The sequence below is a fragment of the Oleiharenicola lentus genome (assembly GCF_004118375.1).
Taxonomy (GTDB): domain Bacteria; phylum Verrucomicrobiota; class Verrucomicrobiia; order Opitutales; family Opitutaceae; genus Lacunisphaera; species Lacunisphaera lenta.
Genome location: NZ_SDHX01000002.1, coordinates 658391 through 670432, shown reverse-complemented (window position 1 = coordinate 670432; position 12042 = coordinate 658391). Strand labels below are relative to the sequence as shown.

Sequence of the window (12042 nt, the reverse complement as noted above, 5' to 3'; positions counted from 1 at the left end):
CGACGCGAAAGTCAGACCGGCAACTAAGTGGGATGGAATGGTTTTACGCAAATGGCGGGAATCGCGTCGGACCGGTGAACCCAGAGGCCTTCGAGGCTTTGATCAATGGCGGCACGATAACGGGAGAGACGCTGGTGTGGAGCAAGAGCATGGCCGAGTGGCGGCCCTACGCGCAGGTGGCCGCCGAGACCGCCGTATGCGCCGCCTCGGGAGGCCGGCACTGGCAGAAGGACATGGTGCCGTTTGAGGGCAAGTTCATCAGCGCCGAGCACAAGGAGCAGTATTTCCAGCGCCTGCGCGAAGGGGTGCAACTGCCCAACCAGATGGTCTATGGAAACTTTGGCCGGCGCCTGATCGCGAAGATCGTGGATGGATTGATCACGGGTCTGGTGGGCCTGGGCGCGGACCTCGGGTTGTCGGCGCTGTTCTTCGGGGATTTCATTTTCCGGCCGAAGCCCAACACGCCGGAAATCGCCGCCAGTTTTCTCGCCTACCAAGGCGCATCCCTGCTGGTGGGCACGGCGATCGGCCTGGCCTACACCTGGTATTTTCTGAAAAAATATGCCGCCACCCCGGGCAAGCTGGCCTTCGGGCTCAGGGTCGTGCGCAGCGACGGTTCCGCGCTGACGAACGGCCGCATCATCGGGCGGCATTTCGCGGAGATGCTCAGCGGCCTGATCCTGCTCATCGGCTACATCATGGCCGGCTTCGACGAGGAGCGGCGCACCCTGCATGACCGCATCTGCGACACGCGGGTGATCAAGATTCGATGACCGCCGCCAAGCTCGCCTGCCCCAAGTGCCGCCGCACCGTGCCGGAGGTTTTCTGGCAGGGAGTGGATGTGGTTCGTTGTCCGACCTGCTCCAGCGAGTTTGAACAGCTCCGGTTTCCGGCGCTCGGGGCGGCGCGCCGCGTGGATCGCGCCGCGGCCACCGGATCGGGCGAGGCCAACTGCTATTTCCATGCGCAAAACCGGGCGGAGGCGGCCTGTGACGGCTGCGGCCGCTATGTCTGCGCGGTCTGTCGCGTGCCGGTGTCCGGCCAGCATTTCTGTCCGTCCTGCCTCGAGGCCCGCACCGACCGGCGCAAGCTCCCGGAAAACCACCGCGTGCTTTACGAGCATATTGCGCTGCTGCTCGCGTTCCTGCCGTTGCTCCTGTGGCCCTTCACGCTGATCACGGCGCCGGCGGCGCTGGGGGTTTGCTTCTGGGGCTGGAACAAGCCCGGCAGCCTGGTGGGCAAGCGGCGGCGCTGGCGGTTCATCCTGGCGGGCCTGCTGGCCACGGCCCAGATCGTGGGCTGGCTCCTGATCTTCACCCGCATGTTCCTGCGCTTCTGACCATGGCCGCACCCGTAGCAGCTCCCGCCCCGGCCTATCGCAAGCTCACCCGCATGCACCGCACGCTGGGCGCGATGTCGCAGCTCTGGCTCGGTTCGGACCACCTGCTCCATGTGCAGTCCACGGGTTACACGGAATCCTACCGCCGTTTTTATCTGCGCGACATCCAGTGCATGCTGGTGGTGCACACCGGGCGGCGCACCTACCTGGCGATCACGCTGGCGGCGATTGCGCTGATCATCGTGGCCTTCATGAGCCAGATGGGCGCCGGGGTGGTCGGGTTTGGCATCCTTGCCGCCATCTTCGCGCCCCTCTTCCTGTGGAACCACCTGCTCGGGCCGGGGTGCCGGGTGGTGGTGGTCACGGCGGTGCAGCAGGAAAACGTCGCTTCGCTTTGCCGCCTGCCCAAGACCCGCCGGGTGCTGGGCGAGGTCCGCACCCTGATCGAGGCCGCGCAAGCGGATCTCGCCGTGGATTCGCCTGCGGCGGGGGCTGCACCGGCTGCGGACACGGGCACGACTCCTTCGATCCCGCCCCCGTTGCCTCCGCCCCTGCCGACGTCATGAGCGTGCTGGCCGCGAGAAAATGCGAACGGCATCCGTCGCGCGAGGCGGTCGCACGCTGCCCTTCCTGTGACGGCCATTTCTGTCGGGAATGCGTGGTGGAGCATGCCGGCCAGCTGCTGTGCGCGGCCTGTCTGGCGAAGCAGACCGCGACGCCGAAAAACGCCGACCGCGCCCGGTGGCGGCGCGCCGGCCGCGCGGCCCGGCTGGTGGCGGCGGTGGTGTGGCTTTGGGTGGTTTTCTATGGCTTCGGGCAGTTTTTAAAAACCATCCCGTCCAAGGTGCACGAGGGCACGGTGTGGCGGCTGGGCGACTGAACCCCATGGCCACCGTGCGTTCCAAGGACCTCGCCCCGCGGGCCGTCGATCTGATCGAGGAGTCGGTCCACCTGTTGCGCCGGCATCCCGAACGCCTGGCCGGCTACTATGCCAGCAGCGGACCCTTCGCGGTCGGGCTGGTGTATTTCTGGGCCTATGTGACGTGGTTCGCGCCGCCCGACGGCGAGGTGGCGGCGGGGGCCCTGCTGCTCGCGCTGCTGTTCGGGTTCAGCAAAGCCGGGCAGAACCGTTTTGCGGGACGCCTGCTGGCTTTGCGCTCGGGCGAGGAGGCGCCGGCTTGGCGTACCCGCGACTGGTTGGCCGAGACGGCCGCGCAACTGCGCACGCAGGCCCCGGGGATCGTGCTGGTTCCGCTGGCGGCGCTGTTCGGCGTGCCCTTCGCGTGGATCTACGGCCACTACCAGACCGCGACCGTGTTGCCGCGGGGCGACGAGGAGGCCGGCGCCTCCCGCTCCAAGCAGGCGTGGGCGCTGGCCCAGCTCTGGCCGGTGCCGAACCACTGGGCGCTGCTCATTCTCTCGGGGCTGTGGCTTATGGTCTTTCTCAATCTGGCCGTGGCCTTCTACCTGGTGCCGTCGCTGGTCACGAACTGGCTGGGCCTGCGCACCGGTTTCGCGCTGTCGGGCTGGAACACGCTCAACTCGACCTTTCTCGCGCTGGTGGCGGTGCTGACGCACCTGCTGGTCGATCCGCTCATCAAGACGTATTTCGTGCTGCGGGTTTATTACGGCCGGTCCCGGCAGACGGGGGACGACCTGCGCCTGGTGCTCCGGCAGGAGGGCACGCGAGGGCGGGTGGTGGCGCCGCTGGCTGCCTTGATTCTCATGGGCGCGGTGTTCCTGGCCGCACCCCGGCTGCCGGCCAACGAAACCGGGGCGACCCCGGTTGCGCCGGTTCCGACCCAGACCGCGCCCGCGCGCCTGTTGAATCCGGCGCTGGACCGCGTGTTGGAACAGCCGGCGTTTCGCTGGCGGCTGCGCCCGGCGCCCATCCCGCCCGATCGCGAGAAAGAGGGCATCATCAAGGGTTTCGTGCGCTCCACGTTCGATGTCATTGTCCAGATGGTGAAGACGGTGATCCGGTGGTTCGAGGCGTTGCACCGCTGGGTGAGCGGCTTGTTGCCGGGTGAGGGCGACGGCGGTGATGCCGCGGCGCCGGGGGAGCGTGTGCGCTCCACCACGAACTGGATGAGCGTCCTGCAGTGGACGGCCTATGTGCTGATCGTCGGCGTGGCCGGCCTGCTGCTCTTCACGATTTGGAAGGTGATTTCGCACAACCGCACGGCGCCGTTGCGGAGCGCACCGGTGCCGGCCGCGCCCGCCGCGCCCGACCTGCGTGATGAAACCGTGGAAGCCTCGCGGCTGCCCGCCGAGGGCTGGTTGGATCTGGCCCGCCAGCAGGCGGCGGCCGGTGAGTGGCGGCTGGCCCTGCGCGCCCTGTTTCTCGCCACGCTGGCCCGGCATGCGCAGGAGGGATTGCTCTCGCTGGCCAAGTTCAAGACCAACCTGGACTATGAAAGCGAGCTGCGGCGCCGGGCGCGCAGCCGTCAGGCCGTGGTCGAGGACTTCGGCCGTCGTCGCCGGCAGTTTGAGGAAGTCTGGTATGGCTCGGGCGCGGCGAGCGATACGGCGGTGGGCGAATGGCTGCGGACGCTGGAGGGCCGCCCGTGAACCTCCTGCGCCGCTGGTTCCCGCTGTTGCTCGCCGCCGGTCTGGTGGTGGCGGCCTGCGGCTGGCTGTTCCGTCTTCGGCTGGGGGGAGGGGATCTGTATCCGCCGTATTCCTCCATGCGGGCCGACGCGCTCGGCACCCGGGCGCTCTACGAGGCGCTGGAGCAGATGCCCGGTCTGCAGGTCGCGCGCGATCACCGGCCGTTGGAGCGGCTGGCCGCGCGGCCGCGGCTGGTGGTGCTGGCGGGGCTCGAGTGGCAGACGTGGCGGCAGCTTCCCGCCGGGGAGCTGGCCGCGCTGAACGCCGCGGCGGCTTCCGGCGCGCGCGTGGTGCTGGCGTTTCGCGCCGACTTGCTGAGGGAAGATCGCGATGACCGCGGCCGGATGGTGGACCCCGACGAAACCGAGGAGGAGCGCGCCGAGCGCCGCAAGCAGGAGAAACGGGACGAGGCGCGCGCGCAGCGCCGGCGCCCGGGCGTCAAACCGCGGCAGCGAACCACCCTCGCCGAGGCCTGGGGCGTGACGATGCAGCAGCGCTGGCTGCTGAGCCGCCAGCCCGGCGCGCAGCGGACCCCGGAAGCGGAGACGACCCTGCCGGCCGAGGTGGCGTGGAAGAGCGACCTGTATTTTACCCCGGCCGACGCCGCCGGGTGGCGGGTGCTTTACCGCCGCGCCGGCGAACCCGTGCTCATGGAAAAGGCGGTGGGGCGGGGCAGCCTGGTGCTCCTGAGCGATGCTTTCTGCCTGAGCAACGAGGGCGTGCATCTGAGCCGTGCCACCGATCTGCTCGCCTGGTTGGTCGGGAACCAGCGGCAGGTGGTTTTCCTGGAGGGGCCGCTGGGGGTGTTGGAGGAAACCGGGGTGGGGCACTTGGCCAGGCGTTACGGACTGCACGGGGCCCTTGCGCTCTGCGTGTTGCTCGGCCTGCTTTACGCCTGGCGACAGGCGGTGGCCTTCATTCCGCCGGTGGAAATCCTCGAGCGGGGCGGTGAAGTTGCCCTGGCCTACGAACCGACCGCGGGTTTCACGGCCTTGTTGCGGCGTTCCGTGGATCGTGCCGCGCTGCTCGCCGCCTGCGTGGCCGAGTGGCGCCGCGGCCGGCGCGTCGGCATCACGCCCGCCGCGGCCGCCCGGCTGGAGGCCGTCTGGAAGCAACGCGATCCCCGGGAGCCCCTTGCCACCACCTACAACGCGCTCGTGCGGGCGCTCAAACCGCGCTGACCCTTTATGAACGAAAGCCTCAAAACCACCCTCGACGTGCTGGCCGCGGCCCGCGCCGAGGTCGCCAAGGTCATCATCGGCCAGGATCAGGCCGTCGAACTCGCCCTCATCACCATCCTGGCCCGCCAGCATGCCCTGATCGAGGGCGTGCCCGGCGTGGCGAAGACCCTGCTGGTGCGCACGCTCGCGCACGTGCTCGGCGCCGACACGGGCCGCATCCAGTTCACGCCCGACCTCATGCCCGCCGACATCACGGGCACGAACATCTTCAACCTCCAGAGCAACCAGTTCACGCTCGTGCGCGGCCCGGTCTTCACCACCTTCCTCCTGGCCGACGAAATCAACCGCGCCCCGGCCAAGACGCAGGCGGCCCTGCTCCAGGCGATGCAGGAGCGCCTGGTGACCATCGACCGCGAGACGCATCCGCTGGATCCGGATTTCACGGTGTTCGCCACGCAGAATCCTGCCGAGTCGGAAGGCACCTACCCGCTGCCCGAAGCGCAGAAGGACCGCTTCATGTTCCGCATCCAGATGACCTGTCCGGAGCGTGACCACGAGATCACCCTCGCGCGGCGCCTGCTCGGGGGGGACGCGCCGGAGGCGGCGCTCGCGCGCGGCGCCGTGCAGCCGGTCCTGACCAGGGGCCGGTTGGCGGAGTTGCGGGCCGCGCTCGACACCGTGCTGGTCCGCGAAGAACTCACGGCCTACATCGTGGACCTGGTGCGGGCCACGCGCACGGACGAGAGTGTGTTCACCGGTGCCGGGCCGCGTGCGACGCAGGCGCTGCTGGCCGGTGGCCGCGTGCGGGCGGCGCTCGACGGCCGCGACTACGTGACGCCCGACGACATCCGGCGGCTGGCGGTTCCGGTGCTGGCGCACCGCATCATGCTGCGGCCCGAGTTCGAAATTGAGGGCCTCTCGATCGCCGAGGTCCTGAACCGATTGCTCGAGCAGGTCGCGGTGCCGCGCTGAGGCCATGGCTCCCGTCCCCGCCCCGCGTCTGCTCTGGTGCGTCGCCGCGCTCATCCCGCTCGCGGTGGTGGCGGCGCCGTTGTCGGCGCAGGGCCCGCTGGTGCTGCTGGGGGCGGCCGTGGCCGTGTTGGCCGCACTGGATCTGCTGCTCACGCTGCGCACCGGCCGGCATCCGCGGGTCGAGGTGCCGGCGATCAACCGACTGACCAAGGACCGGCCGGCCGACCTGGCGCTTGTGCTCGTGGGCGCCAAGGACGGTCCGCGGGCGGTCAGGCTGGCGCTCGCGCTGCCCGAGCCCTTCGTTTCCGACCAGCCGGACCTGCGGCCGGCACTCCCGGCGGAGGCCGGGCGCGTGCCGCTGAAGTGGCGTTGCACGGCCCGGCGGCGCGGACGATTCGCCGCCATCCAGGCCTGTCTCGAATCCGCCTCGCACTGGGGTTTCTGGACACTGCGCAGCCGGCAGCCGCTGGCGACGGAACTGCGGGTTTATCCCAACCTTTTCACCGAGCGCAAGCAGCTGGCCGCGCTCTTCCTGAACCGCGGGGCGGCGGGCGTGCAGCAGCGGCGGATGGTGGGGCGCGGCCGTGATTTCGAGCGGTTGCGGGAATACCAGCCCGGCGACAGCTTTGATGAGATGCACTGGAAGGGCACGGCCAAGCGCGGCCGGCCGATCACCAAGGTTTTCCAGGTCGAGCGCACGCAGGAGATCTATGTGATCATCGACTCCTCGCGGTTGAGCGCGCGGCCGGTGACGCACGACGGGCGCACGGTCACCACGCTGGAACGGCACATCACGGCGGCGCTGGTGCTGTTGCTGGCGGCGGGCCGGCAGGGTGACCGTTTCGGGCTCGTCACGCATGATTCCCGGCTGCGCACGTTCCTGCGGGCGCGCAGCGGCACGATGCACTACGGAGCCTGCCGCGAGGCGGTGCATGCGCTGGAGCCCGGCGAGGATTCGCCGGATTTCGGCGAGCTCTTCGCGCAGCTCCGCTCCCGGCTCCCGCGGCGCGCGCTGCTGGTGTTTCTGACCGACCTTGGCGACCCGGTGCTGGCGGAAGACTTCGTGCGCAACGTGCGCGTGATCTCGCGCCATCACCTGGTGCTGGTGAACCAGGTGCGCACGCCGGGCGTGGAACCGCTCTTCGGCCACGAGGTGGCTGCCGAGGAGGAGATCCATGCCCGCCTCGCAGGGCATTTCCAATGGCGCGACGCCCACGACGTGGCCGACCGGTTGCGCCCGCTGGGCGTGGCGGCCGCGATGTCGGCGAGCGAGCGGCTGGCGGCGGAAGTCGTCGGCCAGTATCTGCAGGTGAAAGGGAGGCAGCTGCTGTGATCATCAACCTGGAGAAATTTGCCGCCGCCGAGGAACCGCACTGGCGACGCATGGAGGAGATTCTGCAGAAGCGTCAGCGGGACCCCTGGGCGGTGCTCACGCTGGAGCAGGCCCGGGAGCTCGACTATCTCTACCGGCGCGTGGCGGCCGACCTGGCGCGGGTGACCGCCAGCGCGGCCGAGCCGGAGCTGCGGCAGCGGCTGGAACGGCTCGTGGCCCGGGCCTATGCGGAGATTCACGGCACGCGCGGCGCGGGCACGGTGCGGTTCCATCCCTGGCATTGGCTGACCACCGTGCTGCCACAGACTTTCCGCCGGCAGTGGCGGGCGGCGGCGCTGACGGTGATCGTGACCATCCTGGGCATGATCTTCGGCGGCTTCGCCGTGGCGGTGGACCCCGAGGCGAAGCACGCCATCATGCCGTTCCCGCACCTGCTCGGCGACCCGAGCGAGCGGGTGGCGGAGGAGGAGGCCGCGATGAGCGACCGTTTGCAGGGGCACAAGGCGGGTTTTGCCGGACAACTCATGACGCACAACACGAAGGTCACGCTGTTTGCGCTCGCGCTGGGCATGACCTGGGGCGTGGGCACGATCATCCTGCTCTTCTACAACGGCGTGATCCTCGGCGCGGTGGCGGTGGATTACATGCTGGCCGGCGAAACGACCTTTCTCTTCGGGTGGCTGCTGCCGCACGGCGTGATCGAGATTCCGGCCATTTTTGTCGGCGCGCAGGCCGGACTGGTGCTGGCGCGCGCGGTGGTGAGCCGGGCGGACGGCCGCGCGCTGGGCGTGCGCCTGCGGGCGGTGGTGGACGATGTGGCGACCCTGGCCGGCGCCGCGGCACTCATGCTGGTGTGGGCGGGCTTCGTCGAATCCTACCTTTCCCAATACCATGAGCCGGCCATTCCGTATTGGGCGAAAATCCTGTTCGGCTGCCTCGAGGGTGCGCTGCTGGTGTGCTACCTCGGTCTGGCCGGACGCAAGCGGACGGCGTCGGGAGGACGGATATGAGGAGCGGCTCCCGGGATACGCTGTGGGTGCGCACTCCGGAGGGGGTGAGTTTCTCGTTTCATCTGGCCACGCCGGTCACCCGCCTGGCCGCCTGGGCGATCGACAAGGCGACGGTCATGGCGGCGTGGTCGGTGGTGTCGTCGCTTATCGCGCTGCTGGGCATTTTCAGCGAGGATCTGGCCCGTGGCATCATGTTGGTGGGCTTCTTTGTGGTCTCGACCGGCTACGGCATCGCGTTGGAATGGAGATGGGAGGGACAAACGCTCGGCAAGCGGGTCATGCACCTGCGGGTGATGGATGAACGCGGTTTGCCGCTGCGTTTTTCGCAGGTGGTGGTCCGCAACTGCCTGCGCGCCGTGGACGCACTGCCGGTGGCCTATCTGGTTGGAGGCGTGGCCGCTCTGCTCGGCCGGAAGTCCCAGCGGCTGGGCGATGTGGCCGCCGCCACGATCGTGGTGCATGAGGCGCCGGTGCAGACGGCCGGACTCGCCGGGCTGGAGGTTTCGAAATACAATTCCCTGCGGGGGCAGCAGCATGTGGCCGCGAGGTTGCGAACGGTCACCCCGCCGGCCTTGGCCAACGCGGCCAGGCAGGCGCTGCTCCGACGGGAGGAATTCGAGCCCGAGGCCAGATTGGCGCTCTTCCGGGATCTGGCCGGACACTTCCGGCGCGTCGCGCATCTCCCTCCGGAGCTGGAGGAAGGTATTTCCGACGAGCAATTTGTGCGCAACGTGGTGGAGGTCCTGTTTGTGTCCGCTCCATCGCAGACGAAGGTCACAGGCCGGGGCGGTGAACCGGCGGCCCCCGCCGCGTAATATTTTTGCCGACGGGCCTAATAAACCCGGCAACCATCCGTGGAAGGAGCACAGGTCGCGTGAACAACGAACCCCGCCAGTCCCATGCCAGTGCCGCTGCCAGCTCCTTCGTATCCGACGCCGTCGCGCGCCATCAGGCGCCGCTGCTCCGCTACGCCACCCGCCTGCTCCACGGCGATGCCGACCGGGCGCAGGACGTGGTGCAGGACACGTTTGTCCGCCTCATGGCCCAGCCACCCGAACAGGTGGACGGGCATGTGGCGGAATGGCTGTTCACTGTTTGCCGCAATCGCGTCACCGACGTGCTGCGGAAGGAGGGACGCATGAGCCTTTTCGCCGAAGGCCAGGCCGAACGCCTGACCGCCGCGGAGCCCCGGCCCGGATCCAAAATGGAACGGGCCGAGCAACACGCCGCCGTGCTGCAGCTGATCGAAAAGCTGCCGCCCAACCAGCAGGAAGTCGTCCGGTTGAAATTCCAGAACGGCTTCAGCTACCAGGAGATCAGCCGCATCACGTCGCTGTCGGTGACGAATGTCGGCTTCATCCTCCACACCGCCATCAAGAGCCTGCGCCACCAGATGAGCGCGCAGCCGGAGTAAAAGACCGCCGACCACGGACCACAGACAACCGACCCAGAGGAATCCAGAATGCATCCAAACCCGATTTCACCCGATGACCCGCGATTGACCGCCTATGCCCTGAACGAGATGGAGCCGGCGGAGAGCGCAGAATTTGAGAAGCTGTTGCAGCAGGACGCCGCCGCCCGGCAGGCCGTGGAGGAGATCCGCGCGACCAGTGCTCTGGTGACCGGCGCCTTGGAGGGCGAGCCGGCTCCCGTGGAGGTTGCCGCCGTGCGGCCCGCCGCGATTCTTCCTGGCGGCGACCTGCGGAAGCTCGATGGCGGCGGCCTCAGGCAGTCGAAGATCATCCGCTTTCCGCAGTTCTATTACCTGGTCAGCGGCATGGCCGCGGCGTGTTTTGCGGTCTTCTTTGTCTATTGGCAGCGCACGCAGCCGGTGGTGGAGAAGCGGCAATACCAGGAGTTTGACCTGACCAAGCTGAGAGGGGCGGATGAGGCCGGGGTAACGGCGCCGGCCCCGGGATCGGGCACCTTGCAGCGACATTCCGCCATGGTGCAAAGTGAAGCGCCCAACGATGTGCCCCGCGAGAGGATTGGCCAAGAGGAGAGCCGGATGGAGTTGATGACCTTCTCCGACAAAAAGCGCGAGGCGGGCCCGGACGGAGTCACCCTTGGGGTCAATCGGGGCAACATTGCCGTTGTCGGGGCCGCGCGGAATACGGTCTGGGCGGCGATGCCGGCTTCGGCGCCGGCGCTGGAAAACTTCGGCACCGAGGCCTACGGCTACCGCAAGGACAACGACTACCAGCGGGTGGCGGATCACCCGCTTTCCACCTTCTCCATCGACGTGGACACGGCGTCCTACGCGAACGTGCGGCGCTTTCTCACGCAGGGACAGCGTCCGCCGGCGGATGCCGTGCGCATCGAGGAGCTGGTGAACTATTTCCCCTACCACTATCCGCAGCCGATCGGCAACGTGCCCTTTGCCGCGAGTTTGGAGGTCGCCTCGGCGCCGTGGGCGCCCGAGCACCGGCTGGTGCGCGTCGGCCTCAAGGGGCGCGAAGTCAGCGATGCGGCACGCCCGCCGGCGAATCTCGTTTTCCTGCTCGATGTGTCGGGCTCGATGCAGTCGCCCAACAGGCTGCCGCTCGTGAAGCAGTCCCTGCGGCTGCTGGTGGAGAAACTGCGCGCCGATGACCGCGTGGCCATCGCAGTCTATGCCGGTTCTTCCGGCCTCGTGCTGCCGTCCACACCGGTCAGCCGCAAGGCCGACATCCTGGAGGCCATCGACCGGCTCGACGCCGGTGGGTCAACCAACGGCGCGCTGGGCATTCATCTCGCCTACGACATCGCGAAGGCCAACTTCATCGCCGGCGGCGTCAACCGGGTGATCCTCGCCACGGACGGCGACTTCAACGTCGGCACGACCAGCGAGGGTGAGCTGGTGCGGCTCATCGGCGAAAAGGCGAAGAGCGGCGTGTTCCTGAGCGTGCTCGGTTTCGGCATGGGCAACCTGAAGGACGGCACGCTCGAGCAGATCGCGGACAAGGGGAACGGAAACTACGCCTACATCGATTCGCTGGCCGAGGCGAAGAAGACGCTGGTCGAGCAGGCCGGCGGCACGCTGGTGACCATCGCCAAGGACGTGAAGATCCAGGTGGAGTTCAACCCGGCGCAGGTGGCCGCCTACCGGCTCATCGGCTACGAGAACCGCCTGCTGGCCAAGGAGGATTTCAACAACGACCAGGTGGATGCAGGCGAGATTGGCGCCGGGCACACGGTGACGGCCCTCTACGAGGTGGTCCCGGCCGGCGCGGAGCTGCCGGGCGCAGGAGCGACCCCCGCGGTGGACGAGCTAAAGTATCAGAAGACAGAGGACAGCGGGCGGAAGACGGCGGTCAGCGGCGAGCTGCTGACGGTGAAGGTGCGCTACAAGGAGCCCGCCGGCGACACGAGCAGCAAGCTGGAGTTTCCGCTGCGCGACGCCGGCACGCGCTTTGCGGACGCGAGCCAGGACTTCAAGTTCGCCGCCGCGGTCGCGGCCTTCGGCATGGCCCTGCGCGATTCGCCGCACAAGGGCACGCTCACGCTGGCGGAGGTCTCGGCCTGGGGCCGCGAAGGACTGGGCGGCGATGCCGGCGGATACCGGAGCGAGTTCCTCGGCCTCGTGGGCAAGGCGCAGGCCTTGGAGTGACGTGGAGG

12 protein-coding genes are annotated in these 12042 nt (G+C 68.5%); all 12 read left to right on the top strand.

The window, feature by feature from the left end:
- Positions 1-32: 32 nt before the first annotated feature.
- From ESB00_RS16665 to ESB00_RS16610, 12 genes are read left to right on the top strand one after another with little or no spacing between them, the layout of a single operon-like run.
- On the top strand, positions 33-773 hold the full coding sequence (locus ESB00_RS16665; RefSeq protein ID WP_129048919.1) for an RDD family protein: 741 nt from the start codon (positions 33-35) through the stop codon (positions 771-773).
- Positions 770-1339 (top strand): hypothetical protein, encoded by a 570-nt coding sequence (locus ESB00_RS16660; protein ID WP_129048918.1) that lies wholly within the window; start codon positions 770-772, stop codon positions 1337-1339. The genes ESB00_RS16665 and ESB00_RS16660 overlap by 4 nt, the downstream gene beginning before the upstream one ends.
- Positions 1340-1341: 2 nt before the next feature.
- Positions 1342-1905 (top strand): hypothetical protein, encoded by a 564-nt coding sequence (locus ESB00_RS16655; RefSeq protein WP_129048917.1) that lies wholly within the window; start codon positions 1342-1344, stop codon positions 1903-1905.
- Positions 1902-2219, top strand: coding sequence for a rhomboid family protein (locus ESB00_RS16650; RefSeq protein ID WP_129048916.1), 318 nt, complete (start codon positions 1902-1904; stop codon positions 2217-2219). Before ESB00_RS16655 ends, ESB00_RS16650 begins: the two co-directional genes overlap by 4 nt.
- Before the next feature lie 5 nt (positions 2220-2224).
- The gene (locus ESB00_RS16645) at positions 2225-3910 is read left to right on the top strand and encodes a hypothetical protein (RefSeq protein WP_164976270.1); all 1686 of its coding nucleotides are present in this window, start codon (positions 2225-2227) and stop codon (positions 3908-3910) included.
- Complete coding sequence (locus ESB00_RS16640) at positions 3907-5130, top strand: DUF4350 domain-containing protein (protein ID WP_129048914.1); 1224 nt, start codon at positions 3907-3909, stop codon at positions 5128-5130. The genes ESB00_RS16645 and ESB00_RS16640 overlap by 4 nt, the downstream gene beginning before the upstream one ends.
- 6 nt (positions 5131-5136) lie before the next feature.
- Positions 5137-6102, top strand: a complete 966-nt coding sequence (locus ESB00_RS16635; protein WP_129048913.1) for an AAA family ATPase — start codon at positions 5137-5139, stop codon at positions 6100-6102.
- 4 nt (positions 6103-6106) lie between these two features.
- Positions 6107-7435, top strand: coding sequence for a DUF58 domain-containing protein (locus ESB00_RS16630; protein WP_129048912.1), 1329 nt, complete (start codon positions 6107-6109; stop codon positions 7433-7435).
- Positions 7432-8445: a stage II sporulation protein M gene (locus tag ESB00_RS16625; protein ID WP_129048911.1), complete on the top strand. Its 1014-nt coding sequence runs from the start codon at positions 7432-7434 to the stop codon at positions 8443-8445. Before ESB00_RS16630 ends, ESB00_RS16625 begins: the two co-directional genes overlap by 4 nt.
- 44 nt (positions 8446-8489) lie before the next feature.
- On the top strand, positions 8490-9260 hold the full coding sequence (locus ESB00_RS16620) for an RDD family protein (RefSeq protein ID WP_246026509.1): 771 nt from the start codon (positions 8490-8492) through the stop codon (positions 9258-9260).
- Positions 9261-9319: 59 nt separating this feature from the next.
- Positions 9320-9859, top strand: a complete 540-nt coding sequence (locus ESB00_RS16615; RefSeq protein WP_129048909.1) for an RNA polymerase sigma factor — start codon at positions 9320-9322, stop codon at positions 9857-9859.
- Positions 9860-9907: 48 nt separating this feature from the next.
- Entirely contained in the window at positions 9908-12034 is a 2127-nt protein-coding gene (locus tag ESB00_RS16610) for a VWA domain-containing protein (RefSeq protein WP_129048908.1), read from the top strand.
- Positions 12035-12042: the final 8 nt, after the last annotated feature.